Here is a 25,906-nt window from a genome sequence, read left to right on the forward strand (position 1 = left end):
CCTGCCGGATCTGCCGAGTCCGACCAGTGAGGGCGTCAGCTTGTGGGATTGACCCCGGGCGCCGTCGCACCGCCGCGTTGCGCGCGACGACACTTTGTTTTTCTGACCCGCCTTGTGCGGGTTTTTTATTGGGAAAAAATCCATGACTCCGATGTTTCGAATCGTCGCCGATGGGGCCGACGTCACGGCCAAGGTCAACGATCGGTTGTTGTTGCTGCGTACCTCTGACAAGCCGGGCATGGAGTCCGATGAGTTTGAGTTGCGTATCGACGACCGGGATGGGCAGGTGAAATTGCCACGACGTGGCAGCTCAATCGAGATCTACCTGGGGTATGCGGAAACCTCATTGGCGCGCATGGGCAGTTACACCGTGGACACGGTCGAGGTATCAGGTCCACCCGATACCATCGTGATCAAGGGCAAGGCCAGCGACATGCGTGGCAGTGGCAAGACCATCCGCAGCGGAAGCTGGGAAGACGTGCCGCTGTCGAAGATCGTGGCTGACGTTGCGGCGCGCAATGGCTGGACGCCGGTGTGTCCGGTGTCGACCAAGGTCGCCCGGGTCGACCAGCTCAACGAGTCCGATTTTAATTTTATCACCCGGCTGGCCAAGCAATACGACTGCACAGCCAAGGTCGCCGACGGCAAGCTGTTGGTGATGCCGCGCCAAGGTGGCCAGACGGCCAGCGGGAAAGCATTTGGCGCCATCACCTTGACCCGCAGTGACCTCAGTCGCTGGCAATTCAGTCTCGGTGATCGCAACTCGCATAAGGCGGTGTCCACCAAGCACCAGAACAAGAAGGACGGCAAGCTGGCGGTGGTTACCATCGATAACGACGACGCCCCGGACGGTCTGCCGGCGGTGCATACCGATCGCCACATCTACCCGAACAAAACCGCTGCTGAAGCGGCGGCCAAGGCCCGTCTATCAGCGTTTAACCGCTCGACCGCCGACGTGCGGCTTGAGATGCCCGGACGCACGGACATCTTCGCCGAGCGTCCCATCATCGCTCAGGGTTTCAAGGTCGGGCTTGATGGCGAATATCTGGCGGATTCGGTCGAGCAGGTGTTCACCCAGTCCGGCTGGTCGACCACGGTTGAATGCAATGCCGGCAAAGCCGGCAAATCCAAGGGCAAGAAAAAGAAAGGGCCGAAACCACCACTCAAGGTGGTGAACATCAAGAAGCAATAACCGCATCCCATCGCCGCCTGAGTGCGGTTTTTTTACGTCTGGAGTTTGTATGTCCATCACTGAACAACAGCTGCAAAGCATCATGCCCAACGCCCGCCGCCAAGCGGGCGTTTTTGTATCCGCCCTCAACGCAGCCATGGCCCATCGACAGATCAACACGCCGAAACGCCAAGCCGCGTTTCTGGCGCAAGTCGGTCACGAGTCGGGTCAGTTGCAGTACGTCCGGGAACTGGGCGGCGATCAGTACCTGAGCAAATACGACACCGGCAATCTGGCTGCAAAACTGGGCAACACGCCGGCAGCGGATGGTGATGGCCAGCGCTATCGCGGTCGCGGCCTGATCCAGGTCACTGGCCACGACAACTACCTGCGCTGCAGCTTGGCGCTGTTCGGTGACGAGCGATTGCTGCGTACGCCTGAATTGCTGGAGCTGCCGCAGTGGGCCGCCGAGTCGGCCGCGTGGTTTTGGTCCGTGAATGGGCTGAACGCGCTGGCCGATCAAAATGAATTCAACACGATCACCCGCAGGATCAATGGCGGTCTCAACGGCCTGCAGGATCGGCTGGAGTTGTGGGGGCGGGCGAGGGCGGTGCTATGCGTCTCGGCGAACTGATCCCGACGCCGTATCGGCTACTGGCAAAAGGCGTGCTGCTGGTCGTCTTGGTCGGTGGTTCTGCGGCCATCACCTGGCGAGTCCAGGAATGGCGTTATGGCGCCCAGCTCGCCGAACAGGGCCGCCTGCACACCGAAACGCTCAATCAGATAACCCTTGCTTCGGCCGCTCAGCAGCGTGCCGAACAGGATAAACGCCTCGCGCTCGAGCAGCGCCTGGCCACCAGCGAACAAATCCATTACCGAGCCTTGAGCGATGCCCAACGTGATCAAGGTCGCCTGCGCGACCGCCTTGCCACTGCTGATCTGCGCTTGTCAGTCCTCCTCGACGCCACCACCGGCGCCGGCAACGGAACGGTGTCAGCCACCACCGCCTCCGGCGGCGTGGTTCATGGCCCCACAAGAGCCGAACTTGACCCAGCGCATGCTCAACGAATTATCGGCGTCACCGATGACGGCGACCGGGGGCTGATTGCCCTCGCGGCCTGTCAGGCATACGCCAAAGAAGTCTCAACACCGAAGTAAAAAAGAGCGGCCGGTCCGTATGCGTCAACATCCGGATCGACCGCCGTCCCTGCAGATGGTCCCTGCAAGTCCAGCCAAGGCTCTTGCTCCGTGCACAAAGCGCGGCGAGCCTAGCACCTGTTTATCCATACAGTAAAGGTCTTGCTTTTTATGTCTACACCCATCATCCCTTGGATGGGCGGCAAACGCCGCCTGGCCGACCGCCTCATTCCGCTTTTTCCGCCACACGAATGCTACGTTGAAGTCTTTGCCGGCGGTGCCGCGCTGTACTTCATGAAGCCCCAGCCATCGCCGGTCGAAGTCCTGAACGACATCAACGGCGACCTGGTCACGCTTTACCGCGTCGTGCAGAACCACCTCGAAGAGTTCGTGCGCCAGTTCAAATGGGCGCTCAGCTCGCGGCAAGTGTTTGAATGGCAGAAAATGACCCGCCCCGAAACCCTCACCGACATCCAGCGCGCCGCCCGATTCTTCTACCTGCAGCACCACGCCTTCGCCGGCAAGGTCTCGGGCCAGACTTTCGGGACGGCGACGACTGCCCCGGCCATCAACCTGCTGCGGATCGAGGAAAACCTCTCGGCCGCGTGGCAGCGCCTGTCCGGCACCTACGTCGAAAACCTCCCCTGGCTTGAATGCGCAGAGCGCTACGACCGTGCCCACACCTTCCACTACATGGATCCGCCTTACTGGCAAACCGCCGGCTACGGCGTGGACTTTCCGTTCGATAACTATGAACGGATGGCCGACTTCATGCGCCGTTGCAAAGGTAAGGTGATGGTCAGCATTAACGACCATCCCGAAATCCGCCGCGTATTCGAAGGCTTCCACTTCGAGACCTTGGACATTCGCTACACCACTGCCAACCAGCGGCAAGGCAAGGCCGAGGTGAGCGGTGAGCTGGTGATCATGAACTGGGCGCCAGAATCGTTGGGCGGCTTGTTTTGAGGAGTCTCGGGCTTACTTACTCCGCCCGGAGACAGGCGGGGTGGCACACTCCGCTCCGATAGCGAAGCGCCACGATAGTGCTGCTGGCTCAATTGCGTTAAAACTCGGAGGCATTGGTCAGCGGCAAAGGGTTCGAGAGATGTCCCATGGCTTAGACGTTCCCATCACGCACGAATATCGCGGTCATAAGCTGGTCGTGAAGTTTGATTGGGATAGGCCCAACGATCGATCCCCGACGGCGGCACACGTACTGGAAGAGAGCGGGGTGCACGGGCTCGCTGATACGGTTGCGGAACTGCCAGGCCCATGGCCGGATTATCCCGTGCACTGGCTGAGGCGATGGCGGCCGCTGAATGCTGGATTGATAGTCAACTGCCCTGACAGCCGATCGTCTGACCGAACGACTATGTTCTCCAAATGCTGTCATAATGATGTCATATGGATGGCGCGGATGCGCTTTACACTCACGCCACGAAGTATGACGTCATGCCCTCGACTGATGATTTTCGTTTCAATGCCCATCACCTGTTGCTCGATCTTGATGCAACCACCAATCAGCTCATGATGCTGGTCGTTTCACACGAAATCTTTGGAAGTCGTTGGAATGAGGCGGTCGCTCGTCAGAAGCAAGCCTATGCAGCGTGGATTTCCATCCTAACGGGTATTCAAATCGACCCGATGCCTGTGCTGGACGGCAGAGCAGTGGGCGGGGACACCACTACTTCCGAGTAGGTTTCGGTATTGACTATTTACGCGTGGTCTTCCTCCCAAACGACCGATACCGATCCTCGCCATTTCACGTCGGTCACGCCGAAGCGTTCGGCCATCGGCTTGGAAAAGCGCTTTAGTGGCGGACGGCCCGGCCTGGGAATGGGCGTAAGGCCGGCGTCACAGCTTGCCCACTGCCAAGCCTCGGCGTTGTTCATCACTTTAGTTCTGATGATGAAGCTCCTCGATTTTCCATGAAGTTGGTAATCGATGACATACAGATCGGCTTGAGTCACGAGACCTCCTATTGCTCATAGTTAAATGAGTTTGCGGGGCGCAAAAGATTCAGAGAAATGTACGGCGATTGTTAACGCAATCAGTACGCCACTAATCCGCATGCAGTGAACAAGACTACAACGCAGTCAGCGGTCGACAGGAGAGCATTCGTCATCTAGGCCGGATCTCGTTAGCTCTCGTGGCTTCACGGAATGAATCAGCGCCTCCACTAGCGCGTCGGTGCGAACCAAGCTGTCCGGGTGATCTATCTCGATTGCCGTGACCGGCATGCTGGACACCACCGCATCGCCCGGATCTTGCACTAGGCTAACCCCACCGGCCGCCCGCACAGCGGCAGCACCGGCGGCGCCGTCCCTGCCATTACCGGAGAGAATTAAGCTGACGACTCGTTCTCTGTATACCGTTGCGGCTGTGCCAAACAACCGGTCTACGGCAGGTTTTGAGAAATGCAGTTTCGGTCCATCGCTGAGGTGCAAGACTCCCGGTTCTACGACTTCAAGATGTTTTCCAGGCGGGGCAAGGTAGACACGGCCCGCTTCGATGGGTATATCGTCGTCTCCATAGACAACCGGCAACGCGGACCAAGCGTCGAATATCGACGCGAGCAGCCTGGGGCTGGAAGAGCCTATATGCACAACGATCAATACCGCAGCGGGAAAGTCCGCAGGTAACCCTGAAAGAATCTGACGCAGAGGGAGAAAGCTTCCCTCCGATCCGCCGATCACAACAATGTCTCTCACTATATCCATGTCGCTCGCACGCTCTGTCTTTCATGAGTGGATCAAAAGCGCCGGGCAAATGTTCAATGCAGCGCGGAAAACTGCGCTTGAGGGGCGAGGGCGGAGCCCGTGAATAGACATTGCCCGGGAAAATGCTTCTGCAGGAGGCGCTCTGACTCGTTTTGCCTTGACCTCACGTCACCTGTGAGAGGGAGAGCTAAGGCGTAAATCTGCTCATAACGCCACGCTTTCGACAAAACGGCTCACGCCCGTCAACAAGTACAGATGCGCAGCGGCTCACACCGCGAGCGCACCGGTGGCCTGCGTCCCCGGCTTCCGTCCACACGAATCGATAGGCACCAGTTGCGGGCCGCCATCGACTTTGGTCGCGAGGCAGTCACGCAAAGCGTGCTGTTCAACCGATGCGCGCAACACTCCTTATGAATGCCTTCGCCGATCATCTTTCAATTCCCGCTGGCGCGCCTGTAAGGCGCGATCAAATATCATGTACAAGCCTTCGATCACCCCAGCGTCAAGCGCCTTCGGTCTCAGTGCCCAGGGCAAACCCTGCGGCACGGCCGGCCGCGTGCAACGCGTCGGCGACGGTGCTTGCCTCGGTATTGCCGAGAGCAGTTTCCATGCCCGCGCCTGTACCAAGCGCGGCAGGTTCAGCTCGGCAATTCGCCGTCTTCATTCATTGCCATTGCCATCCATTCAGGGTGCCTGGTTGCTCAAGCGCTAATTCGTATTGCTCGACGTCGATCAGCAGCCAGCCGCCGGTGGGTTCGTTAGACCCGTCGACTATGAGCCCCTGCACCATTGTTCCATGCGGCAGCATCACCCGTAGCGCATTGGCCTCCTTGGGGCCTTGCAGGTAATGTTGCAATTCGACGCGGACACGACCGGAGCCTACGTTAACCAGGCGCAACGGGAATTCGAGACTTGTTCGCTCGGCCGGCTCCTGCCCCTCATAGAGGGCCAACACGGTTACGGTGGCCAAACCTTCATAAACGCACATGGGCATCCTAAGCAAAATGATTGGCTGAAGTGAGCCAAGCGGTAGAAGGATGGTAGACCAGTCCTGGGGACGCCTGGTTTCCACTGCGCATGAAAAGGCCCCACGCGGGGGTAAGGTGTGGGAGCCTTTTGAACATAAACGGCGTCAAACGTAGCAGACGTCAACGGTCATACCCGGTCGAGACCTGACGTAACAAAAATCTTGATTTCGAGAGATTTATTATGGCGAGACTCGTAAGCGGCTTCACAAAACTCAAAAATATTACCAGGCGCTTTATCTCTATATCTTCGCGGCAGGAGTCTGGTGATCAGCGAAATAGACAAGAGATGGGGTGCGAACGAGGTGGAACTGCGATTCCACGTCCATTGTATTCAAGTCAAATTGAGTCCATAAATGAAAGTATGCCCCCAAGGATCGAAAAGCCGCTCCTCCAAACTGGAGGCCGAATGAGGCGTCGGACGATGATGAAAAATCCGCAAACTATTTCCGCATGGCATGAGGCCACTGATCGCACCAACGAGTTATTCCAAGAGGCAGATCGCCTAAACGCCATAGCTTATGAGCTGCTCACTCATGCGGCAGATTCGCCTGAAGCCATGATCGCGTTTCAAAAAGCGCGCGCTGCAGCTGATTCTAAAAGCCTTGAAGGGAAAAAAGCTTGGGACCAGGCGAGGGCTAAATTCCAGAAGAAACACTGAGCGCTAGTCGCGCTTCAATTGAATTTCCGCCCGATAACGTCGCCTTCCACTCGGACGGGTGTTATTTGGCGTAGTGCTTTGGTACAGGGAGGTGGTTTTGGATGCAGCTCGATAGCCGGGGTCGGATTATTGTTATTGGTGCTTCTGCCGGCGGAGTCGAAGCGTTGAGAAGCCTATTTCGCTATTTACCTGCTGACTTACCGGCAGCGTTTTTGGTCGTGTTACATATTCCTCCACACTCTCCAAGTGAGTTGAGCAGAATACTTGCTCGAGAAACCAGAATGGAGGTCGTTTCGGTCCAAGCCAATCAGTCTCTTAGAACCTCAACCGTCTACGTCGCCAGCGCTGATCACCATCTGCTTTTGACGGAGGAAGGTGTTCGTCTCACCCGCGGCCCCAAGGAATGCAGAGTTCGTCCAGCTATCGATGTGCTCTTTAGATCAGCGTCTGTCGCTTATGATTCTAGGGTGATCGGCGTGATATTGACCGGCGCACTGGACGACGGAACTGCGGGCCTTTGGGCAATAAAGGATAGAAACGGTACGGCACTCGTGCAGGATCCTTCTGAAGCTACTTATGATTCCATGCCCCGCAGTGCGATAGAGCACGTGGAAACAGACTTCGTAGGCACGCTCGCGGAGCTGGCGAATCAGATTGCAACGCGGGTTAGATTACCAATAGAGCAAATGGTTACAGGCCCCTTGAACGAGCGCCATCTGATCGAAACGAGCATCAGTGAACACGGCAACGGCTTGGAAGCTGGCGTTATGAATATAGGGAATATCTCAAACTACACATGTCCCGATTGTCACGGAGTTTTGGTGCAAATAAAGGAAGGATCGATCGTCAGATTTCGCTGCCACACGGGACATGCTTTTTCGATAAAGACCCTAATTGCTGAAGTTAACGCCGCGATCGATACCGGGCTGTGGGACGCGCTTAGAGCGATTGAAGAAAGAATCATGCTGCTTCGTCAAATGGGTGATCTGGCAGAAGCGCAAGGATCTAAGGAAGATGCGGAGCTTTCCCGATCCCAAGCCAAAGACGCCGAGGAGCATTTGAAGCCGCTTCGCGAGCTTGTATTAGACCCAGACTTTTTTCACACCGGTTGAGTCACGCAATCGATCACGACCCATTAAGCGGATCAGCGGCTCATTGCTCCTGGCCGATCACTACGTACCGGTGCGACTGCCTAAACCTGTCGTAGCCGGGTAATCGCATGTGTGATCGCTTTTGCGTTTGTATCCAGCGTCTCCAAAGCGGCGACGGCGTTATCGACCTCGGTGTCTGTGCCATCCCGTGAAATCCAATGAATGATCTCTTCGATTGCCGCACCCAGCGCATGCTGGTTGTGCAGCAGCAGCGTAAGCGCATCGGCAGTGGCGATATTGGAATCCGAATTATTTGGCATTTGGATCGTCCTTGAATGAAAGCTTGGAGAGCTATACGTTCCTGCCAACAAGATTAGACAAGGCATCTTTTTCTGCGAAGTTTATTTCGCACCAAAAAGCGCGTCTGTCCCATATGGGCTTTTTTTCAGACGGCGAAAACCACAAACCCCCGGCTTTCTTCGGACAATCAGGGGCTCGCGATTACTGAATTTGACTGAGAAGGAGGGATTCGAACGTTCTGCGTCGTAACCCGAAATTAATACACGCAACATCCGACCGCTCAACACAACGCTTGCATCCGGAATATCGTGTCGGCGGCCGCTTATCGCCAAAAGCAATCGTCCCATCAGTCGCAACGAACGTTTGCTAAGGTGTCAATCGAGCTGTCAGCAATGCCTAAGCGCGTTCTCCACAGCTGCTAACGAACTGCGGAGGCCATAGCAGACCCCAAATCATTCATGGTAATCAGCGCCTGCAACAGCGCGTAAATAGGCCTGGTCAGCTTCGATTCGCAACTCCTTCCACTCTTGCCCATTGATTACGCCGAGCCTGTCCATTTCATCCGCAAGGCGCAGGAGCTCCTCATGGTAGGCATCCGGGCAATTTTTTCGAAGCGTGCAATCATCCAGCGCTTGGTGCCAGCTAGCATAGGCGCGCAGCTTGGCTTCCTGGTCCAGCGAAAAGATGTTTTTGCAGATATTCATGGCGATGACTTATCGAAGTGGTTTATGAGTGGAGCCCGGTTAGGCCCAACAGTTCAGTAGCGTCGATGAGAAAAAAAGCGACGAATAAAGCAGATGGGAAACCTGAGATCTCGTGGCGTCTGGTCCGAGTAAGTGGCGCATCAAGGTGCCACGCTCATGCTTCATCTTTTCGCTTCGAGGTTGGGATCTTCGGAGCGGATAAGGAAGGCTTGAGTTATTTCCGGAAGGTGTTGGAGCAACCAGTCAGCCATCTCGATTTCCTGCGGCAGGATTTGCTCGCAGGCGGCGAGAGTCTCGGTGTCGCCTGCAGCTCTTGCAGCTGCGATAAGTACGGTATATGCAGCAATTTCGACGTTCTCAAAAACGTACCCTGCCATAGCACCTTTGACTACTTCATCGCTCATCAGTGTCCCGCCTACCGCTTGGCCAAACGCCATTAGTCGACCAGTCATGTCTTTGATGGTCGACGAACTGCCGCCGAGCCTAGCGAGGCAGTCATCAATCAGTTTTTGCTGATCGAGCGTTTCCTCAACGTGCTGGTCAATACGGGCTTTTAGTTGCGGGTAGTGCTCCAACCTCTTCGATTGAGCTCTCAGCATTTGTTCGGCTTGTTGCTCCATTGCGTGAGCATCACGGAGCCAATCAATCAGATTCTCTTGCGGAGTAGCCATATCGATATCCTCACTATGTGTGTAATGAGGTGGATGCGCTTGCAATCAAAGAGTTCAGGTTTTTTGAAGGCCCCTGCACCGTTGGTCTAGATATGGTCGTCTACTGAAAATTGTTGAAACTCCCAGCCTACACGGAGAATCTTAATACTAGCCTGGCACCATTTGCAGGCTGCTCATGGAACTCCTTTTATAGCCCATACCCCGTGTGGGCTCTTTTTCCAGATCTAAAGAATTCCGCGTACGCGGATGTGCGTTTTGGAGAGACCGATGGACGTCAGCACGCTTAGGTCAAAATCTCGATCCGAATGCTCGCATCCGTACATTCGAAAAGGGTATTACTTAGGCTTGCCTCCTGAGGTTTATGTATGCACGAGGTGCGGGGAGCAACGTTTAAAAGTTCAATGGGAGAATTTCGAGTTGCGTCGACGACCGCCCTCTGGCTTGTTAGATTACTGATAAATCCGTCTCTTACGAGTTAGCGCCGTCCTCGGGGCTCATTGATACACGTCATGTCCCGAAGCAGCGAGGATATCTCAAGGCCCGGCAACAATTCTTGGCCATTTGCAGCTCACTGCTACTTCTCTATTAGCCCACAATGCCGGACTCTGCCCACCTGCTGGAGAAATCAAGCCTTTTGGCATGGCCTACAGAAACCGCTCTTCTTGGTCGCTTAGAAATTGCTACGCAGCACTGTGCTACACCAACTAAGTTCAACGTACTGGGCTTTGATGCGGTCTTGGATCCAATCCATCGGACCTAACCAGCTGGGGCCGTTGTCGGCTGAAACGGATACTCGCACGGTGAGCAATGACGTTGCAGCGCCGCTGGGTTGAGAGCTGAGTTAATTCGCGAACCGATCTTCTATCCACTGTAAATCAATAAACAGATAGCCAAGCTGTTTCCCGGTGGGATCGGTAAGGAGATTGACGTTCATGATGTTTTTAGGGCAGATTTAGGGCAAATTTAGGGCCGCAATAGACCGCATGACGCCAAAGGTTCGGACGTTAAAACCCTTTTTTGTTGGCCTTAAGCGGCCTGCGATATCGACAGAAGGGGTTCGAATCCCTATCTCTCCGCCATTATTGAACAAGACGAAGCCCCCGTAATCATTGCTGATTACGGGGGCTTTTTCGTTTCTGGCGTTTTGTTCGTGAGGCTTTTCAGGTACAACCTGCCGACTGCATAAAAGGAACAGCTCGATGAGTGAAGTTCAGCCGTTGGTGGGTGATGACGACGTTAGGCCGCAGGCCGTGAGTCTGCGCGTGGCGTTCTGGTTCTGGTTGAAGCTGGGCTTTATCAGTTTTGGCGGGCCGGCCGGGCAGATTTCGATTATGCACCAGGAGTTGGTCGAGCGGCGGCGCTGGATTTCCGAGCGGCGTTTTCTGCATGCCTTGAACTATTGCATGTTGCTGCCGGGGCCTGAGGCGCAGCAGTTGGCGACTTACATTGGCTGGCTGATGCATCGGAGCTGGGGCGGGATTGTGGCCGGGGCGTTGTTCGTGTTGCCTTCGCTGTTCATCCTGATTTTCCTGTCGTGGCTCTATATCGCCTTCGGTGAAGTGCCGGTGGTCGCCGGGCTGTTTTACGGGATCAAGCCTGCGGTGACGGCCATTGTCGTGCAGGCGGCGCATCGCATCGGTTCGCGGGCGCTGAAGAATAATTGGCTGTGGGCGATTGCGGCGGCGTCGTTTACCGCGATTTTTGCGTTCAATGTGCCGTTCCCGTTGATCGTGCTGGGTGCGGCGGTGATTGGTTATTTCGGCGGTCGACTGGCGCCGGAGAAATTCAGGGCGGGCGGGCATAGCGCCGCGAAGAAGTCTTTCGGCGCGGCGTTGATCGACGACGACACGCCAACCCCGGCGCATGCCCGTTTCAGCTGGACGAAACTGGCCATGCTCGCCGTGATTGGTGCCGCGCTGTGGGCATTGCCGATGGGGGTATTGACCGCGCTATTCGGCTGGCAAGGCACGTTGACGCAAATGAGCTGGTTCTTCACCAAGGCAGCGCTGCTCACCTTCGGTGGAGCTTATGCGGTGTTGCCCTATGTCTATCAAGGTGCGGTTGGTCACTACGGCTGGCTGACCCCGACGCAGATGATCGACGGCCTGGCGCTGGGCGAAACCACACCGGGGCCGCTGATCATGGTGGTGGCGTTTGTCGGTTTTGTCGGCGCTTATGTGACGCAGGTGTTCGGCGCCGATCAGGTGTTCCTCGCCGGAGCGGTCGCCGCCGCGCTGGTGACGTGGTTTACCTTTCTGCCCTCATTCCTGTTCATCCTCGCCGGCGGCCCGCTGGTGGAGTCGACGCACGACGAACTCAAATTCACCGGCCCACTGACCGCGATCACCGCTGCGGTGGTCGGCGTGATTCTCAACCTGGCGTGTTTCTTCGGCTACCACGTGCTCTGGCCGCAAGGCTTCAGCGGCAGCCTGGACTGGCCGTCGGCGTTGATTGCGCTTGCCGCGGCCATTGCGCTGTTTCGCTTCAAGCGCGGAGTGATTCAGGTGTTGCTGGGCTGTGCGCTGGTCGGATTGGTGGTGCATCTGCTGCGTTAGTGATCGCGGCGCCGGAAATCGAATCGCGCGCTGGAGACTCGATTCCGGCAATAAGTTCCAGTCGTTCCAGTGCGAATATCCCCAGCGGTACACCCCCGCTTCGCTTGCTCGCGCGGTTCAAACCATTTGTCCTGTCCCCACGATTTTTTTGAAATTTTCGCACAGACAATGCTTCACAAAAGGGTAGGCAGGCTTTTAACCCACGACTTGCCACGCTTATCCGACTGAGGAGATTTGTCATGTTTCTACATAACAAGCGACTTCAATACACCGTTCGTGTCGCCGAGCCCAATCCGGGGCTGGCCAATCTGTTGCTCGAGCAGTTTGGCGGCGCACAAGGTGAACTGGCGGCGGCTTCGCGCTATTTCACGCAAGCCCTGGCCGAGGACGATCCGGGACGCAAAGACCTGCTGATGGACATCGCCACTGAAGAACTCAGTCACCTGGAGATCATTGGCTCGATCATCGTCATGCTCAACAAGGGCGCAAAAGGCCGGATGGCTGAAGGCGTCGAGCAAGAAGGCGAGCTGTATCGCTCGCTCAATGGCAACGGCAATGACTCGCATATCACCAGCCTGCTCTACGGTGCCGGTTCTCCGCTGACCAACTCGGCCGGCGTGCCCTGGACGGCGGCGTACGTCGATACCATCGGTGAGCCGACCGCCGACATGCGTTCCAACATTGCAGCTGAGGCACGGGCGAAGATTGTTTATGAGCGCTTGATGAACGTCACCGATGATCCCGGCGTAAAAGAAGCATTGGGCTTTCTGATGACCCGTGAGATTGCGCACCAGTTGTCCTTCGAAAAAGCCCTGCATTCGATTCAGCCAAACTTCCCGCAAGGCAAGCTGCCCGGCATGCCTGAGTTCACCAACGTCTACTTCAACATGTCGCAAGGCACCGAAAGCATGCGCGGTCCATGGAATCAGGGCGACGATTGGGAGTTCGTCGAAAGTCCGACGCCGGCGGTCGACGGCGGTGATGGCCTGGCCACCGTGCAACTGGACAGCGCCGACGAAGCGCTGCTGGAAAACATGAAAATGCGCACCATGTCCGACCCCAACAGCGAGCCGGTCACCGGTGCGGATCTGGGCTCCGGCGCGCAGGCCAAGCCTGGTTTGTAAGACACGTGGGGCGCGCCGGATATCAGGCGGCGCGCCCCGGTTGATTACTGTGAAATCATCAAGAAGAGGACTCGACAATGGCTACTCCACAGGAAAACCTGCTCGACTGGCTGCGTGATGCCCATGCCATGGAGCAACAGGCCGAGCAAATGCTCAAGGCACAATCCAAACGTCTGGAACACTACCCGCAGCTCAAGGCACGCATCGATCAGCACATCGAAGAAACCCTTGGCCAGCAGAAACTCATCGACGAATGCCTGCAACGTCTGGGCGGCGATTCGTCGACGATCAAGGACCTGGGTGGCAAATTGATGGCGTTCGGTCAGGCGGTTGGCGGCTCCTTGATGAGCGATGAAGTGATCAAGGGCGCCATGGCCGGCTACGTTTTCGAAAACATGGAAGTCGCCAGCTACACCGTCCTTATTGCAGCGGCGAAGGCGGCGGGGGACACGCAAACACAGAAGGCCTGCGAACAGATTCTGCCGCAGGAGGTGGCCATGGCTGAATGGCTGCTCAAGCATTTGCCGCAACTGACCGAAGCGTTTCTGGAACGCTCGGCGGATCCGGACAAGGAAGCCAAGAAGTAACCCTGCCCACCAGCGTCCGCCTGCCGAGCGGGCGGACGCGGTATCAAAGCTACGGCGCGATTTCCATCGCTTTGCGCTCGATTGCCACGGGCAGCAAATGCCCAAAGCGGTCGAGGTGATAGCGTTGCAGATCCCGCGCCAGAATCAGTTGGCCGTTATACAGCGCCGCCGCTTCACTGCGCACATCTTCGATCGACGGACTCACCGCCGGGTTGGCCTGATAGCGCGCGCTGAAGTGCGTCAGCACCAGATTGCGCACACCGGCGGCCTCGGCAAATCCGGCGACGGCGGCGGCGCTGCTGTGGCCGTAACTGGCACGAGCGCGGTCGATTGCTGCCTGCACGAATGTCGCTTCATGCACCAGCACATCCGCCGATTGCGCCACTTCTGCCAGCAGTGCCGGCCGATCGTTGTCGCCGCAGACGATGATGCGCCGATCAGGTCGCGCGCTCAGCAGATAGTCGCGAGCGTGCAGCATTCGCCCGTCAACCTCCACATCCTGACCATGGGCCAACTGACCCCAGAGCGGGCCGCGTTCGATGCCCTCGGCATCCAGGCGCCCCACGTCCAGACGCGGCTCCGGGTCGGACTCGGTAAACACATAACCATGACACGGCACACGGTGGGACAACTCGACGGTCTGCACCTGAACGTTGAAGTTGCGCCATTCGGTAAGCGTTTCCACAGCGTGCAGGTTGATCTCGAAGGGCAGATGCGATTGCGTCACCTCCAGGCTCATTCTCAGCCACGGCTGCAGCGCCGCCGGCAGAATAATGTCCAGCGGCCGCGTGCGTCCGGACATGCCGGTGCTCGCCAGCAGACCCGGCAAGCCCAGGCAGTGATCGGCGTGCACATGAGTGATGAAAATCGCCCGCAATTCACTCAGTGACAGCGGCGTGCGCAGCACCTGATGCTGAGTGCCTTCGCCGCAATCGATCAGGTACCAGCCTTTGCCGGCAGAAGCGATCAATGCCGTTGCGCTGACATTGCGCTGGCGGGTCGGCACGCCGGCAGACGTGCCCAGAAACAACAAATCCACGGTGGTTCTCCCTGGCGGACCTCGGTGAGCTTTCGACAATCAGCGACACGATTCGGATCCGTCGATGTTCTGCGGCAATTCATCGGACGCCCGCGCTATCGGCGTCCGGCCTTGGCACTACGCTCGCAGATGATGGTCACAGCGAAACGGCAGTAACTCAGCGGAGGTCAAATTGCCCAGAAAATCCAGGCCGATCGTCGACCGCGCCGATGCGGCGACCCTTTCGCAAGAACGCAAAGATGTGTTTTTCGCGGCGGTGCAGGTCAGCCGCATGGCCATGATTGTCACCGATCCTGCGCAGCCCGACGATCCCATCATTTTTGCCAACAATGCGTTTCTTGAACTCAGCGGCTACGAGCTGGAAGAAGTGCTCGGGCGCAACTGCAGATTTCTGCAAGGCGAGCAGACTGATCGCACCGTGTTGCAACAGGTCAAGCAAGCGCTCAAACATCAACACGAAACCTGCGTGGAGGTGCTCAACTACCGCAAGGACGGCTCATCGTTCTGGAACGAGCTGTTCATCGCGCCGCTTTTCAACGAGCGCGGACAATTGGTGTATTTCTTCGCCTCGCAAATGGACGTCAGCCGCCGACGCGACGCCGAGGACGGTCTGCGCTACAGCGAGAACATGGAAGCGCTGGGCCAGTTGACCGGTGGCATTGCCCACGATTTCAACAATCTGTTGCAAGTGATGATCGGCTACATCGAGCTGATCCAGCACACCGCCAAGCGGCCGAGCATCGATCCGCAACGCATTGTGGTAGGCGCCGGTCACGCCCGTGCGGCGGCGGAAAAAGCTCGTCTGCTGACCCAGCATCTGCTCGCGTTTTCCCGGCGGCAACGGCTCGAAGGCCGGGTGATCAATCTCAATGCCATGCTTGAGCGCTCTGCGCTGCCGACGCATGAATCCGCCGATCTGGAACCGCGATTCGAACTGGCCGAGGACTTGTGGAATTGCCGGCTCGACCCGGCGCAGGCCGAGATGGCGCTCAATCATTTACTGTCCAATGCCCGTGACGCCCTGCTGGGGCAACCGCAGCCAGAGATCACCGTGCAGACCCGCAACGTCGTTGTCCCGGACGCGACGGACCCGCACCAGGGCGGACTGGCGGCGGGGCGTTACGTCTGCATCGCGATTGCCGATAACGGCGTGGGCATTGCCGCTGACGATCTCGATAAAGTGATGGAACCGTTTTTCACCACCAAGGAGGAGGGCAACGGTGCCGGCCTCGGTTTGTCGATGGTCTACGGTTTCGTCAAGCAATCTGGCGGCGTGGTCAAAATCGAATCGGCGCCGGGGCTCGGCACCACGGTGCGCCTGTTCTTCCCGGCGGATGACAGTCAGCTATCGGCACCTGGCTCCGCTGAAACCGCAGAAAACCTCAAGGGCACGGAGCGCATCCTGATCGTCGAGGACCGTCCGGAAGTCGCTGAACTGGCGCGTCTGATCCTGTCCGAACACGGTTACCGCACAGCCATTGCTGCAGACGCGAGCGAGGCGCTGGCGATGTTGCAAAGTAGCGACTTTGAGCTGGTCTTCACCGATCTGGTCATGCCCGGTGAGATGAACGGGCTGGCACTGGCGCGGGAAATCAGCCGGCGCTATCCGGCCATGCAGATCCTGCTGACGACCGGCTACTGCGCGGACGAGTCGGCGCCCAATGAGCTGGCTGACAATGAGTTCGAATTGATTGCCAAGCCCTACGCGCCGGTGGATCTGTTGCGCAAGCTGCGCTCGATGCTCGATTAAAAAAACGAACTGTCGGCGCGGGGCCGGCGTCCATCCTTAAGACCACGTTGAGCATTCATTGAGGGAACCAGTCCCCGAGGAGATGTTGGCAATGAGCGATTATCCGATGGACGAAACCGATTCCGATCACCGCAACCGCCAGTTCGGCCAGGCGCTGGGGCTGGATGCTGACGAGGTGGAGTCGTGGGTCAGTGCAATCGAAGAAGATGGCAGCGGCATGGGCTATGTTGTGCATTTTTCCAGCGAAACGCCGGTGGACGTGCTGGCCAAGGTGCAAGGGCTGGGCGATGACCTGATGATCAATATCGGGCCGATTGATTGACCGCCGGGAGGGCGATCCATGCAGGAGCAACCGTTGGTAGTGATAACCGGCGCCAGTGCTGGCGTGGGTCGCGCAGTGGCCCACCGGTTTGCTGCTGGCGGCTACCGCATCGGCCTGTTGGCGCGTGATCCGGCGGGACTGGCTGCCACGCAAGAGGAGCTGCAAGCGTATGGCGTGCAGGTTGAAACCGTCAGCGTCGATGTCGCCGATGCGCTCGCCGTGCAGGAGGCCGCGCAGCAACTGGAAGCCATGCTCGGGCCGCTGGCGGTCTGGATCAACGCGGCGATGGTCACAGTGCTTTCGCCGATAGATCAATTGTCTGCCGCCGAGATCGAGCGCGTCACTCAGGTGACCTATCTCGGCACGGTTCACGGCACCTTGGCGGCGCTGTCGTTGATGCGTCCGCGCAACAAGGGCCTGATCATCCAGGTCGGCTCGGCATTGGCCTATCGCGCGATTCCGTTGCAGGCCGCCTATTGCGGGGCGAAGTTCGCTGTACGCGGTTTTACTGATTCATTGCGCTGTGAGTTGCTGCATGAGCGCAGCCATATTCGCGTGTGCATGGTGCAGTTGCCGGCGATCAACACGCCGCAGTTCGACTGGGCGCGCAACAAATTGCCCAAGCGTGCGCAACCGGTGCCACCGATCCATGACCCCGACGTCGCGGCGCGAGCGATTTTCAGTGTGGTCAGGCACCCGCCTCGTGAGCTTTGGCTCGGTGGATCGACGATCAAAGCGATTATTGGCCAATCGGTCATGCCCGGTCTTCTCGACCGTTTGATGGCGCGAAGTGCATGGTCCGGTCAGCAGACCAATGAGCCTGAGGACAACGAGCACCCGGACAACCTGTTCGAAGCGCAGCCGGATCGGCATCAGACCCGTGGCCGCTTTATCGGCCGCTCAAAGGACGCGGCGCTGGCCTTGACTTCGACTCAAGTGCTGGCGGTATCGGCAGTGATTGCCGTGCTGTTGGGCGTAGCTCTATTACAGCTTTGATTGTTCCCCGCTTGGTCAGGGGTTGACGGATTTCAGTGCGCCAGCGGAGGGCTTGAGTTTTTCCTGCAGGTCGCGGGCAGTTTTTGCCTGTTTCTCGATGCTCGGCAACGCGGATTGGGCGAACGCCTTGAGCTGCGGATTGTGCGATGACATGGCTTCTTTCTTGAACAGCATCAGCTTTTGCTCAAGGGTTTCGGCCTGGCTGTCGATGTAGATGCGGTCGAAGGCGTCATCCCTTGATTCAAGGCGTAGCTGCTTGGCTTTGGATGCCACGGAGGGTTCGGCGGGAACCACCATATGTTGGCTTTGCCCCAGCTGCCTGATTTGTTTATCGAAGTGCTCATGGTCGGCGATCATTTGTCTGGCGAACGCTTTGACTTCGGGCAAGCTTGCCTTTTCCAAGGCGATGCGCGAACTGTTGTGCTGGAACAGGCTTTGCTGTGCCGCCTCTTCGATGAAGGCGTCGATGGTGTCTGCATGGCTTGGCTGGACGCTCAAAGCCAGGACCGCAAGGCATATCGCGGCGAGTGATTTCATGGAGCGTAATCTCCGCAGCATCAATGGATGGTGGCGGCCCGGGATCGGCTCATGGCTGCTGATAGTGGCCGGGGACGTTGTCGCCTTCGTCGGGCCTGATGCGTTTCTGCACCTGGACGTCGCTCAGTGAAGCGGCCTTCAATTCGGGAAAAGCGGTCTTGACCAGCGTTTCAGCGAGACCCGGATCAAGGGTGTCGCCATCGTGGATCAGCGTGCGGCTTTGCGGCTGGTTGTCGACGATGAAACTGATGAGGTAGCGGTGCTCATGGGACATGGCTGAAATCCTTGGGTGCATGGCAGCAAAAATTGCAGTACATGCACCTTTGATGAACACCGCTGGCAAGCATTCAAATAAACGCCTTGAAGGGCGACAAACGGTGCCGGTTTGCAGATGAACCGGACGTCGCTCAAGTTTCCTTGATTGGCGTCTCGTCCTGTACGGCTTTGATCAGGTTGATCACGTGCAGGCAATCAGCTTTGTTCACATACGATTCGCCACTGGCGACTGTCTCGTGGTTGCGCGCGCGCAGACGCCAGCGCCACTGGCCTTTGCCTGTGCTTGGGGTGCCTCGGGTTTGTCGGTAGATTTCGAAATACATGGGGTTCGCTCCCTGCGATAGAAAGGTGCGCCAACCTGTGTGGCGCATCGACGCAAGCCTAGCGCAGCGGGTTTTTTTGGCTATCGGGGATTTGTTTCCAATCGTTCGCGGATGTTTCTCAAAGACGCTGGCCAGAGCGCCGCGACTGCCCGGCGAATTGGCCGATATGACGCCGTGTCATGCTTGCACGTGCGTGCCTGCTACTGCTTAATACGGGACGGCTCATGGCCTCGAAATACTTTCGATGACCGACAAACTATAAAAAGAGCACTCCTTTGACTGAGCACGGAACGCAACAGGCCGGGCAAGTGACGTTGTCGCTGGTGATCCCCGTTTTCAATGAGGCCGACAGCCTCGACAGCTTTCTTTCGCGCATCGACGATGTCTTTCAGGCGCAGGCGCTGATCGATCTTGAACTGGTCTTCATCAACGATGGCAGCACCGACACCACCCTTGAGCGCTTGCTTGAACGGCAACGGCAGGATTCGCGTCTGCGCATCGTTGATCTGAGTCGCAACTTCGGCAAGGAAGCGGCGTTGTCGGCCGGTCTGCAAATGGCCACCGGGCAGATCGTAGTGCCGATCGACGCCGATCTGCAGGACCCGCCGGAAGTCATCTTGCAGATGATCGAGCGCTGGCGCGAAGGTTACGAAGTGGTGCTGGGGCATCGCGTCAGCCGCCGCAGCGACACTTGGGCCAAATCGACCTCGGCCCACTGGTTCTATCGCCTGCACAACCGCATCGCCGAACAGCCGTTACCGGAAAATGTCGGCGACTTCCGCTTGATGGACCGCTGCGTGGTCGATGCCTTGCTGACCCTGCCCGAGTCGCGCCGCTTCATGAAAGGTCTGTTCGCCTGGGTCGGTTTCCGCACCACGCATGTCGACTACGAGCGCCCCGAGCGCGTGGCCGGACAGAGCAAGTTCAATGGCTGGCGCCTGTGGAATTTCGCTCTGGAGGGCATCACCAGTTTCAGCACCGAACCGCTGCGGGTCTGGACTTACCTGGGAGCGACGGTTTCGCTGGTGTCGTTTGCCTTCGCGATGTTCATTGTCTTGCGCACGCTGATCCACGGTATCGATCTGCCCGGTTATGCGTCTTTAATGGTCGCGGTCACGTTTCTCGGCGGTCTGCAATTGATCGGCATCGGCGTACTTGGCGAATACCTCGGCCGCACTTATATCGAATCCAAACGCCGGCCGGTTTTTCTGGTGCGTCGCGTCTACGACCCCAAGGACTGACAGATGGATCTCAAGGAAACCGACATCCTCGGCGACAGCATCGATGAGCATTGGTATTACTGCTCGAAAGCGGCGGCGACCCGGCAATTGCTGGGTGACATGCCGATCCGACGAATACTCGATGTCGGTGCCGGCTCGGGGTTTTTCTCGCATCATCTGCTGACCCACACCGACGCGCATGAGGCGTGGTGCGTCGACATCAGTTACCCCGCCGATTCAAGCGCCACCACCGCGGGCAAACCGGTGCATTACCGACGCAACATCGACAGCATTGATGCCGATCTGGTGTTACTGATGGATGTGCTCGAGCATGTCGTCGACGACCTCGGCCTGCTCAAAAGCTACGTCGATAAAGTGCCTTCGGGCAGTCGTTTTCTGCTGACGGTGCCGGCGTTTCAGTTTCTCTGGAGCGGTCACGACGATTTCCTCGAGCACAAGCGCCGCTACACCCTCGCGCAATTCGAAACCCTGGCGGGCGATGCCGGTTTGACCGTGCAGCGCGGCGCCTACTATTTCGGTGCGGTGTTTCCTATCGCCGCTGCGTTGCGCCTGATGCCTCAAGGTTCGCAAACCGCAGAGCCACAGTCGCAACTCAAGCGTCATCACCCGTGGGTCAACAGTGTGCTCAAGACCCTGTGCCGCCTTGAGCTGCCGTTGATGAGGAAAAACCGGCTGGCCGGTTTGAGCGTTTTCGTGCTGGCGCAGAAACCGTGATCGCCGGCGACAAATCTGCGCTTGTCCGGCGCGGTCTGCGCTTTGCCGTAACCGGGCTGTTCGTCACCGCGTTGCATGCGCTGGTGGCTGTGCTGTTCATCCGCTTCATCGCGCCCGAACCGCCGCTGGCCAATGGTTTCGCCTTTGCCGTGGCGACTGTGGTTTCTTATGTGATCAATACCGCCTGGAGCTTCTCCGCGCGTCTGCATGGACGCACGTTGCTGCGCTTTCTGACAGTGTCGGCGGGTGGTTTTCTGCTGGCGATGCTGGTGGCCTGGGCTGCGCAGATGGCCGGGTTGAATTATCTGTTTGGCATCGGCGCAGTGGCCCTGACGATTCCGGCGTTCACTTTCGTTTTGCATAATTTCTGGACGTATCGATGAAGCCCTGGAACAGATCTTCAGCGTTGACGATTCTGCCGTTGCTGTTGGGCGTGCTTGCTTTTTTCATGGTGATCGGTCCGCGCGCACTCGATCCGCAGAACATTGCCTGGCTCAGCGAGGGCGATCCGGCTACGCATTATCTGGGCTGGGTTTTTTTCCGCCAGTCACCGTGGACTTTTCCCCTCGGGCTCAACCCGTCCTACGGCATGGAGTTGGGCAGTGCGATCATCTTTTCTGACTCCAATCCGCTGCTGGCACTGCTGTTCAAACCGTTCAACGCCTGGCTGCCAGAAACGTTCCAGTATTTTGGCTTGTGGTTGCTCATCTGTTTCGTACTGCAAGCGTGGTTCGGCTGGAAGCTGCTCGGCTTGATCACGGATAACGTCGTAATCCGGCTTCTGGCCACGGGACTGTTGCTGTTTTCCCCGCCGATGTTTGTTCGTGCCGGAGGACATCTGTCTCTGGCCGGGCACTTTCTGCTACTGGCGGCACTTTACCTGGCGCTGCATCCTGCGTTGCAACGGCGGCGGCTGGCCTGGGGCTGTCTGCTGGCGGCGACAGCGCTGGTGCATGCGTATCTGTTGGTCATGGTGGCGTTGATCTGGTTTGCCGATCTGCTCGGCAAAGTCATTTTTGATCGATTGACTCGCCGTCAGGGGCTGATCGAGTTCGGCGGTCTGTTCGCACTGGTCAGCGTGTGTTGCTGGCAGGCCGGATACTTCAGCATTGCCGACGGCGCTGGCAGTGGGGGGTTCGGTTTTTACCGGATGAATCTGCTGGCGCCATTCGATTCGGATGGCTGGTCGCAGGTATTGCCGGACATCCGCACGGGCGGCGGCGATTATGAAGGCTTCAATTATTTCGGCCTCGGTGTGCTGATGCTGTTACCGCTGGCGGCGGTGGCAGGGTTGCGCGGCGGGATTTCGCCGAGGGCTGCGCTGGGCGAGCGGTGGTGGCTGGTGTTCGCAATGATCGGCCTGACCCTGTTCGCGTTGTCCCATCACATCGGTATTGGGACGCAGACTTTCAACTATCCGTTGCCGACATTCATCGAGCGGCTGGCCAGTATTTTTCGCGCTTCGGGGCGCATGTTCTGGCCGGTGTTTTATGCAATCGAACTGTTCCTCGTGTACCTGCTTGTGCGGGGCTTTCGCGCGCCAGTTGCCATGGGGTTACTCGCCTTGGCGCTGGTGGTGCAGGTGGCAGATACGCACAACGGCTGGGCGGGGCTGCGCGCATCAAGGATGGTAGCCCCCGCATCGGACTGGGTCAGTCCGATGCGCGACCCCTTCTGGAACAGCGCGGCCGGGCACTACAGGAATGTTCGCGGGTTGCTGCCGCAAAACCAGCCCGAACGCTGGCAAGCGATCGCTGATTTCGCTGGAGCACATGGACTGAAAACCGACGCGGTGTACATGGGGCGCATGAGCATTTCGGCGCTCGACAAGGCGCAGCGCGTGGCTCGGCATCGGCTGCAAACCGGAGAGTACGAAGCCGATTCTCTATATATCCTGGACGATGAAGCGCAGGCTCTGGCGGCCAAAAGCGTTCACAGCGATAGCGATCTGCTGACCCGGGTCGATGACTTCGTTGTGCTTGCACCAGGCTGGAAGCGTTGTCAGCAATGTCTGCCGATGATCGATGAGGGGCGGGCGCTGGCATCCATCGCGCTGAGCCGTCCTGGCGTTGTCTACACATTCGATCGCAAGAGTCGACAACTGATCAAAGGCTGGGGGGCACCGGAAGCGTGGGGCACCTGGAGTGAGGGCCATGACGCGGAAATGGCGCTGCGCGTGCCAGCGCAAGCCAAATCGATTTCGATCCAGGCGCTGGCGTTCGTCATGCCGCCAACTCTTGCTCAGCGAGTCATCGTCAGGCTCAACGGCGTTGAAGTTCTTTCGACTCGGCTGACAGCCTTTCAGGGCAATTCTCTGGAAATCCCGTTGAATGAACAGGTCAGGCAAACCCTCCCGGAGGATGGCGCGCTGAGACTTGAACTGCATTTGCCCGACGCCGTCAGCCCGCGCAGTCTCGGAATGAGCGATGACGCACGCATCATGGGCCTGGGCGTGAAATCCGTGAGTGTGCAGTAAACCGCGTAACCGTTGATGGACGTCGGGTCCCGGGCTTTTCTACACTGCCGCTATTCCGGGGGAGCAGGGGGCAATGGATGAACCGCAATGAACTACGCAAGGCCGACATCAACCTGATGGTGGTCTTCGAGACTCTGATGCTCGAACGCAACGTGACTCGCGCGGCGGAGAAGCTGTTTCTTGGCCAGCCGACCATCAGTTCGGCGCTCAACCGTTTGCGCACGATGCTCAACGACCCGCTGTTCATCCGCGTCGGCCATCGGATGGAGCCGACGGCCCGCGCCGAAGACATTTACCGCCATCTCAAACCGGCACTGGATTCACTCTCGGCGGCGCTGAGCCTGACCCGCGATTTCGATCCCGCCACCAGCACCATGACCTTTCGCATCGGTCTGTCCGACGACGTCGAATTCGGCCTGCTGCCGCCGCTGTTGCGCGCGCTGCGCCAAGAGGCGCCGAGCGTGGTGTTCGTGGTGCAGCATGTCGATTACTGGCGCATTCCCGACCTGCTCGCTGCCGGCGATATCACCGTCGGCATCAGCCAGACCCGCGGCCTGCCGGCAAACGCCAAACGCAAACTGCTGCGACACATCCAGCCGAGCATCCTGCGTGCCGATGCCTCTGATACGCCGCTGACCCTCGACGAATATTGCGCTCGCCCGCATGTACTGGTGTCGCACACGGCCAATGTCAGTGGCTACGCCGATGAATGGCTGGCGGAACTCGGTCGCACGCGGCAGGTGGTGTTGTCGGTGCCGCAGTACAGCGCATTGCCGGCGTTGCTGGCCGGCACCGACCTGATCGCCAGCCTGCCGGATTACACCGCAGCGGCCATGGCGGCGTCAGGGTTGTTGTTCCAGGAACCGTTCCCGTTCAAGACGCCGACGCTGGACCTGTCGATGGTCTGGCTCAGCCACGTCGACAGCGACCCGGCCGAACGCTGGCTGCGCTCGCGGCTCGAAGCGTTCATGAGTGAACGGCCAACTGAGCACTACGATCCCTTTTAGGAGCTGCCGAAGGCTCGGGCCGCGATCGGACGATCTTTTGATCTTGATTGGGAAAAACACAAAATCAAAAGCTCGCAGCCTCGTTTCACTCGACAGCTCCTACAGGGAGTGCGTTGAGCCGACTGTGTTATATGTACGCCCCCCGCATCCGTCGACTGGAGATCCGCAATGCCACACCTGCACATGGAATACACCGCCAACCTGACGCAGTTGAACGCTGACATCGCCCTGATCCGGCTCAACAACACGCTGGTCGGTTCCGGTCAGTTCGGCGCAGAGTTCGATATCAAGAGCCGCGCGATCAAGATCGACAACTTCAAGGTCGGCACGGCGCAAGGCGAGCGTGCCTTCGTCCATGTGAAGCTGGCCTTGCTCAGCGGGCGCTCGGCGGAGATCAAGAAGCAGCTCTCGCAAAGTCTGCTGGCAGTGTTGCAGGAACTCTGCGAATGGCCGGCCGGGCTCGAAGTGCAACTGTGTGTCGAACTGCTCGACATCGATCGCGAGTCCTACAGCAAAGCCGCGATCGGCGTCTGACGCTCAGGCGTTTTCCAGCTCGCTGCACACTTGAATCACCTGTTCGCGCAGCCAGACGTTGGCGCTGTCCTGATCGGCGTTCTGGCTCCACTGCATGTCGAGGGTGAAACCCGGCAAGCCATTGGGCGCCTCGCAGTGGTTGAACACCGCGTCGTTGGTCAACAGACGCTGGATACGCCGGGGCAGGGTGAGGATGAAATCGGTGCCGGTGATCATCTTCAACGCGGCGCTGTAGCTGTTCGAGCGCGCCACTATCTGGCGCTTTTGCGCTTGCCGCGCCAGCCAGCCGTCGACCATGTTGGTGCTTGATGTCCATGGGGTCGGGAACACATGCCGACGTTCGGTGAATGCTTGCAGGCTCAAACGCGGTTCCAGTGGCGTGGCGCGTTTGTCGAAGACGCAGACCAGGTCATCTTCCAGCAGCATCCGTGATTTCAGATCCGCATGCTGGCGGTGAAAGTGCGGGCCGAAACTGATCACCAGATCGAGGCTGCCGTCGCGCAACTCTTCGGCCGGAACGTCGGTTTCAAACTTGTGCATGTTGACCATCACCGGCAAATCGTCGAAGTCGAAGCGCTTCAACAGTCGCGGCAGAATCAGTTGCTCGAAGTATTCCGGGGCGCAAATGTTGAAAGTCACCGCCTGCCGGCTCGGGTCGAAGGCCGGGGCACCGGCGTGGCAGAGGTTGATGCTTTCGAGGATTTTCTGCACATGGCCGTACATGCTGCAGGCCTTGTAGGTCGGGCGCATGCCGGTGCGGGTGTTGATGAACAGTTCGTCTTCGAAACTGGTGCGCAGTTTCTTCAGGCAATAACTGACGGTGGACTGGCTGACGAACAAAGTTTCCGAGACATCGGTGACACTGCTCTGCTCGTACACGGCCACAAATACCATCAAGTCCTGCATGTCGAGCTTGCGAAGCAAATTACTGTTCAGCATGAGTTC

At 58.2% G+C, this 25,906-nt stretch carries 30 protein-coding genes; 19 read left to right on the plus strand and 11 right to left on the minus strand.

Annotated features, from left to right (window positions below):
- Positions 1–142: 142 nt before the first annotated feature.
- From D6877_RS01195 to D6877_RS01220, 5 genes are all read left to right on the plus strand, one after another.
- A complete protein-coding gene (locus D6877_RS01195) occupies positions 143–1,192 on the plus strand; it encodes a contractile injection system protein, VgrG/Pvc8 family (protein ID WP_130909593.1) in 1,050 nt (349 codons plus the stop codon).
- 49 nt (positions 1,193–1,241) lie between these two features.
- Positions 1,242–1,805, plus strand: a complete 564-nt coding sequence (locus D6877_RS01200) for a glycoside hydrolase family 19 protein (RefSeq protein ID WP_123377008.1) — start codon at positions 1,242–1,244, stop codon at positions 1,803–1,805.
- Positions 1,787–2,329 carry a lysis system i-spanin subunit Rz gene (locus D6877_RS01205; RefSeq protein WP_130909594.1) on the plus strand — a complete coding sequence of 181 codons (543 nt, stop codon included), beginning with the start codon at positions 1,787–1,789 and terminating at the stop codon, positions 2,327–2,329. The genes D6877_RS01200 and D6877_RS01205 overlap by 19 nt, the downstream gene beginning before the upstream one ends.
- A gap of 150 nt (positions 2,330–2,479) precedes the next feature.
- Positions 2,480–3,274: a DNA adenine methylase gene (locus tag D6877_RS01210; protein ID WP_130909595.1), complete on the plus strand. Its 795-nt coding sequence runs from the start codon at positions 2,480–2,482 to the stop codon at positions 3,272–3,274.
- Between the two features lie 438 nt (positions 3,275–3,712).
- Positions 3,713–4,006, plus strand: a complete 294-nt coding sequence (locus D6877_RS01220) for a hypothetical protein (RefSeq protein WP_130909596.1) — start codon at positions 3,713–3,715, stop codon at positions 4,004–4,006.
- Between the two features lie 17 nt (positions 4,007–4,023).
- On the opposite strand, the gene D6877_RS01225 is transcribed toward D6877_RS01220, so the two are convergent.
- The 3 genes from D6877_RS01225 to D6877_RS01240 form a co-directional block, all read right to left on the minus strand.
- Positions 4,024–4,278, minus strand: coding sequence for a DUF6555 family protein (locus D6877_RS01225; protein WP_130909597.1), 255 nt, complete (start codon positions 4,276–4,278; stop codon positions 4,024–4,026).
- 126 nt (positions 4,279–4,404) lie between these two features.
- Positions 4,405–5,028, minus strand: coding sequence for a chemotaxis protein CheB (locus tag D6877_RS01230; RefSeq protein WP_130909598.1), 624 nt, complete (start codon positions 5,026–5,028; stop codon positions 4,405–4,407).
- A 664-nt stretch (positions 5,029–5,692) separates the two neighbouring features.
- Positions 5,693–6,016: a hypothetical protein gene (locus D6877_RS01240; protein ID WP_130909599.1), complete on the minus strand. Its 324-nt coding sequence runs from the start codon at positions 6,014–6,016 to the stop codon at positions 5,693–5,695.
- Positions 6,017–6,477: 461 nt separating this feature from the next.
- Between D6877_RS01240 and D6877_RS01245 the strand changes: the two genes are divergently transcribed.
- The gene (locus D6877_RS01245) at positions 6,478–6,714 is read left to right on the plus strand and encodes a hypothetical protein (RefSeq protein WP_130909600.1); all 237 of its coding nucleotides are present in this window, start codon (positions 6,478–6,480) and stop codon (positions 6,712–6,714) included.
- Between the two features lie 101 nt (positions 6,715–6,815).
- Entirely contained in the window at positions 6,816–7,826 is a 1,011-nt protein-coding gene (locus D6877_RS01250; protein WP_130909601.1) for a chemotaxis protein CheB, read from the plus strand.
- 80 nt (positions 7,827–7,906) lie between these two features.
- Here the strand turns inward: D6877_RS01250 and D6877_RS01255 are convergent, their stop codons facing one another.
- The 3 genes from D6877_RS01255 to D6877_RS01265 all read right to left on the minus strand — a co-directional run bounded on the left by D6877_RS01255 (position 7,907) and on the right by D6877_RS01265 (position 9,480).
- Positions 7,907–8,125 (minus strand): hypothetical protein, encoded by a 219-nt coding sequence (locus D6877_RS01255; RefSeq protein ID WP_130909602.1) that lies wholly within the window; start codon positions 8,123–8,125, stop codon positions 7,907–7,909.
- Positions 8,126–8,557: 432 nt separating this feature from the next.
- A complete protein-coding gene (locus tag D6877_RS01260) occupies positions 8,558–8,809 on the minus strand; it encodes a hypothetical protein (RefSeq protein ID WP_130909603.1) in 252 nt (83 codons plus the stop codon).
- A 161-nt stretch (positions 8,810–8,970) separates the two neighbouring features.
- Positions 8,971–9,480 carry a ferritin-like domain-containing protein gene (locus tag D6877_RS01265; RefSeq protein ID WP_130909604.1) on the minus strand — a complete coding sequence of 170 codons (510 nt, stop codon included), beginning with the start codon at positions 9,478–9,480 and terminating at the stop codon, positions 8,971–8,973.
- 1,199 nt (positions 9,481–10,679) lie between these two features.
- On the opposite strand from D6877_RS01265, the gene chrA reads away from it, so the two are divergent.
- The 3 genes from chrA (at position 10,680) to D6877_RS01280 (ending at position 13,746) form a co-directional block, all read left to right on the plus strand.
- Entirely contained in the window at positions 10,680–12,035 is a 1,356-nt protein-coding gene (gene chrA / locus D6877_RS01270) for a chromate efflux transporter (protein ID WP_130909605.1), read from the plus strand.
- A gap of 239 nt (positions 12,036–12,274) precedes the next feature.
- Complete coding sequence (locus tag D6877_RS01275; RefSeq protein WP_073472943.1) at positions 12,275–13,159, plus strand: manganese catalase family protein; 885 nt, start codon at positions 12,275–12,277, stop codon at positions 13,157–13,159.
- 77 nt (positions 13,160–13,236) lie between these two features.
- Positions 13,237–13,746, plus strand: coding sequence for a DUF892 family protein (locus tag D6877_RS01280; protein ID WP_101158525.1), 510 nt, complete (start codon positions 13,237–13,239; stop codon positions 13,744–13,746).
- A 49-nt stretch (positions 13,747–13,795) separates the two neighbouring features.
- Here D6877_RS01280 and D6877_RS01285 read toward each other — a convergent pair whose 3' ends face one another.
- A complete protein-coding gene (locus tag D6877_RS01285) occupies positions 13,796–14,785 on the minus strand; it encodes a ribonuclease Z (protein ID WP_130909606.1) in 990 nt (329 codons plus the stop codon).
- Between the two features lie 172 nt (positions 14,786–14,957).
- Between D6877_RS01285 and D6877_RS01290 the strand changes: the two genes are divergently transcribed.
- The 3 genes from D6877_RS01290 (at position 14,958) to D6877_RS01300 (ending at position 17,853) form a co-directional block, all read left to right on the plus strand.
- Positions 14,958–16,535 carry a histidine kinase famiy protein gene (locus tag D6877_RS01290; RefSeq protein WP_130909607.1) on the plus strand — a complete coding sequence of 526 codons (1,578 nt, stop codon included), beginning with the start codon at positions 14,958–14,960 and terminating at the stop codon, positions 16,533–16,535.
- Between the two features lie 91 nt (positions 16,536–16,626).
- Complete coding sequence (locus tag D6877_RS01295; protein ID WP_071174678.1) at positions 16,627–16,857, plus strand: hypothetical protein; 231 nt, start codon at positions 16,627–16,629, stop codon at positions 16,855–16,857.
- Positions 16,858–16,875: 18 nt separating this feature from the next.
- A complete protein-coding gene (locus D6877_RS01300) occupies positions 16,876–17,853 on the plus strand; it encodes an SDR family oxidoreductase (protein ID WP_130909608.1) in 978 nt (325 codons plus the stop codon).
- Between the two features lie 15 nt (positions 17,854–17,868).
- Here D6877_RS01300 and D6877_RS01305 read toward each other — a convergent pair whose 3' ends face one another.
- The 3 genes from D6877_RS01305 to D6877_RS01315 form a co-directional block, all read right to left on the minus strand.
- The gene (locus D6877_RS01305; protein WP_241662829.1) at positions 17,869–18,411 is read right to left on the minus strand and encodes a DUF4142 domain-containing protein; all 543 of its coding nucleotides are present in this window, start codon (positions 18,409–18,411) and stop codon (positions 17,869–17,871) included.
- A gap of 28 nt (positions 18,412–18,439) precedes the next feature.
- On the minus strand, positions 18,440–18,664 hold the full coding sequence (locus D6877_RS01310; protein WP_130909610.1) for a hypothetical protein: 225 nt from the start codon (positions 18,662–18,664) through the stop codon (positions 18,440–18,442).
- A 133-nt stretch (positions 18,665–18,797) separates the two neighbouring features.
- Positions 18,798–18,989, minus strand: a complete 192-nt coding sequence (locus tag D6877_RS01315) for a DUF1508 domain-containing protein (RefSeq protein WP_130909611.1) — start codon at positions 18,987–18,989, stop codon at positions 18,798–18,800.
- 275 nt (positions 18,990–19,264) lie between these two features.
- Between D6877_RS01315 and D6877_RS01320 the strand changes: the two genes are divergently transcribed.
- From D6877_RS01320 to D6877_RS01345, 6 genes are all read left to right on the plus strand, one after another.
- The gene (locus D6877_RS01320) at positions 19,265–20,230 is read left to right on the plus strand and encodes a glycosyltransferase family 2 protein (protein WP_130909612.1); all 966 of its coding nucleotides are present in this window, start codon (positions 19,265–19,267) and stop codon (positions 20,228–20,230) included.
- A 3-nt stretch (positions 20,231–20,233) separates the two neighbouring features.
- A complete protein-coding gene (locus D6877_RS01325) occupies positions 20,234–20,944 on the plus strand; it encodes a methyltransferase domain-containing protein (RefSeq protein ID WP_130909613.1) in 711 nt (236 codons plus the stop codon).
- Complete coding sequence (locus D6877_RS01330; protein ID WP_130909614.1) at positions 20,941–21,327, plus strand: GtrA family protein; 387 nt, start codon at positions 20,941–20,943, stop codon at positions 21,325–21,327. The genes D6877_RS01325 and D6877_RS01330 overlap by 4 nt, the downstream gene beginning before the upstream one ends.
- The gene (locus D6877_RS01335) at positions 21,324–23,420 is read left to right on the plus strand and encodes a DUF6311 domain-containing protein (RefSeq protein WP_130909615.1); all 2,097 of its coding nucleotides are present in this window, start codon (positions 21,324–21,326) and stop codon (positions 23,418–23,420) included. Before D6877_RS01330 ends, D6877_RS01335 begins: the two co-directional genes overlap by 4 nt.
- A 77-nt stretch (positions 23,421–23,497) precedes the next feature.
- Positions 23,498–24,427, plus strand: a complete 930-nt coding sequence (locus D6877_RS01340) for a LysR substrate-binding domain-containing protein (protein ID WP_130909616.1) — start codon at positions 23,498–23,500, stop codon at positions 24,425–24,427.
- A 168-nt stretch (positions 24,428–24,595) separates the two neighbouring features.
- Positions 24,596–24,961, plus strand: a complete 366-nt coding sequence (locus tag D6877_RS01345; protein WP_016771238.1) for a 5-carboxymethyl-2-hydroxymuconate Delta-isomerase — start codon at positions 24,596–24,598, stop codon at positions 24,959–24,961.
- A gap of 3 nt (positions 24,962–24,964) precedes the next feature.
- Here the strand turns inward: D6877_RS01345 and D6877_RS01350 are convergent, their stop codons facing one another.
- A complete protein-coding gene (locus D6877_RS01350; protein WP_024012014.1) occupies positions 24,965–25,900 on the minus strand; it encodes a LysR family transcriptional regulator in 936 nt (311 codons plus the stop codon).
- Positions 25,901–25,906: the final 6 nt, after the last annotated feature.

Source organism: Pseudomonas sp. Sample_9, from assembly GCF_004307535.1.
In the GTDB taxonomy this organism is placed as follows: Bacteria; Pseudomonadota; Gammaproteobacteria; order Pseudomonadales; family Pseudomonadaceae; genus Aquipseudomonas; species Aquipseudomonas mercuritolerans.

What these genes read in the sequence shown, in the direction of transcription:
- D6877_RS01335 (WP_130909615.1), top strand. Translation starts at nt 21,324, where the DNA reads ATGAAGCCCTGGAACAGATCTTCAGCGTTGACGATTCTGCCGTTGCTG.
- D6877_RS01240 (WP_130909599.1), bottom strand. Translation starts at nt 6,016, where the DNA reads ATGTGCGTTTATGAAGGTTTGGCCACCGTAACCGTGTTGGCCCTCTAT.
- D6877_RS01325 (WP_130909613.1), top strand. Translation starts at nt 20,234, where the DNA reads ATGGATCTCAAGGAAACCGACATCCTCGGCGACAGCATCGATGAGCAT.
- D6877_RS01265 (WP_130909604.1), bottom strand. Translation starts at nt 9,480, where the DNA reads ATGGCTACTCCGCAAGAGAATCTGATTGATTGGCTCCGTGATGCTCAC.
- D6877_RS01245 (WP_130909600.1), top strand. Translation starts at nt 6,478, where the DNA reads ATGATGAAAAATCCGCAAACTATTTCCGCATGGCATGAGGCCACTGAT.
- D6877_RS01340 (WP_130909616.1), top strand. Translation starts at nt 23,498, where the DNA reads ATGAACCGCAATGAACTACGCAAGGCCGACATCAACCTGATGGTGGTC.
- D6877_RS01315 (WP_130909611.1), bottom strand. Translation starts at nt 18,989, where the DNA reads ATGTATTTCGAAATCTACCGACAAACCCGAGGCACCCCAAGCACAGGC.
- D6877_RS01310 (WP_130909610.1), bottom strand. Translation starts at nt 18,664, where the DNA reads ATGTCCCATGAGCACCGCTACCTCATCAGTTTCATCGTCGACAACCAG.
- D6877_RS01300 (WP_130909608.1), top strand. Translation starts at nt 16,876, where the DNA reads ATGCAGGAGCAACCGTTGGTAGTGATAACCGGCGCCAGTGCTGGCGTG.
- D6877_RS01280 (WP_101158525.1), top strand. Translation starts at nt 13,237, where the DNA reads ATGGCTACTCCACAGGAAAACCTGCTCGACTGGCTGCGTGATGCCCAT.
- D6877_RS01305 (WP_241662829.1), bottom strand. Translation starts at nt 18,411, where the DNA reads ATGCTGCGGAGATTACGCTCCATGAAATCACTCGCCGCGATATGCCTT.
- D6877_RS01255 (WP_130909602.1), bottom strand. Translation starts at nt 8,125, where the DNA reads ATGCCAAATAATTCGGATTCCAATATCGCCACTGCCGATGCGCTTACG.
- D6877_RS01275 (WP_073472943.1), top strand. Translation starts at nt 12,275, where the DNA reads ATGTTTCTACATAACAAGCGACTTCAATACACCGTTCGTGTCGCCGAG.
- D6877_RS01345 (WP_016771238.1), top strand. Translation starts at nt 24,596, where the DNA reads ATGCCACACCTGCACATGGAATACACCGCCAACCTGACGCAGTTGAAC.
- D6877_RS01350 (WP_024012014.1), bottom strand. Translation starts at nt 25,900, where the DNA reads ATGCTGAACAGTAATTTGCTTCGCAAGCTCGACATGCAGGACTTGATG.
- chrA (WP_130909605.1), top strand. Translation starts at nt 10,680, where the DNA reads ATGAGTGAAGTTCAGCCGTTGGTGGGTGATGACGACGTTAGGCCGCAG.
- D6877_RS01295 (WP_071174678.1), top strand. Translation starts at nt 16,627, where the DNA reads ATGAGCGATTATCCGATGGACGAAACCGATTCCGATCACCGCAACCGC.
- D6877_RS01260 (WP_130909603.1), bottom strand. Translation starts at nt 8,809, where the DNA reads ATGAATATCTGCAAAAACATCTTTTCGCTGGACCAGGAAGCCAAGCTG.
- D6877_RS01205 (WP_130909594.1), top strand. Translation starts at nt 1,787, where the DNA reads ATGCGTCTCGGCGAACTGATCCCGACGCCGTATCGGCTACTGGCAAAA.
- D6877_RS01220 (WP_130909596.1), top strand. Translation starts at nt 3,713, where the DNA reads ATGGATGGCGCGGATGCGCTTTACACTCACGCCACGAAGTATGACGTC.
- D6877_RS01230 (WP_130909598.1), bottom strand. Translation starts at nt 5,028, where the DNA reads ATGGATATAGTGAGAGACATTGTTGTGATCGGCGGATCGGAGGGAAGC.
- D6877_RS01195 (WP_130909593.1), top strand. Translation starts at nt 143, where the DNA reads ATGACTCCGATGTTTCGAATCGTCGCCGATGGGGCCGACGTCACGGCC.
- D6877_RS01200 (WP_123377008.1), top strand. Translation starts at nt 1,242, where the DNA reads ATGTCCATCACTGAACAACAGCTGCAAAGCATCATGCCCAACGCCCGC.
- D6877_RS01210 (WP_130909595.1), top strand. Translation starts at nt 2,480, where the DNA reads ATGTCTACACCCATCATCCCTTGGATGGGCGGCAAACGCCGCCTGGCC.
- D6877_RS01250 (WP_130909601.1), top strand. Translation starts at nt 6,816, where the DNA reads ATGCAGCTCGATAGCCGGGGTCGGATTATTGTTATTGGTGCTTCTGCC.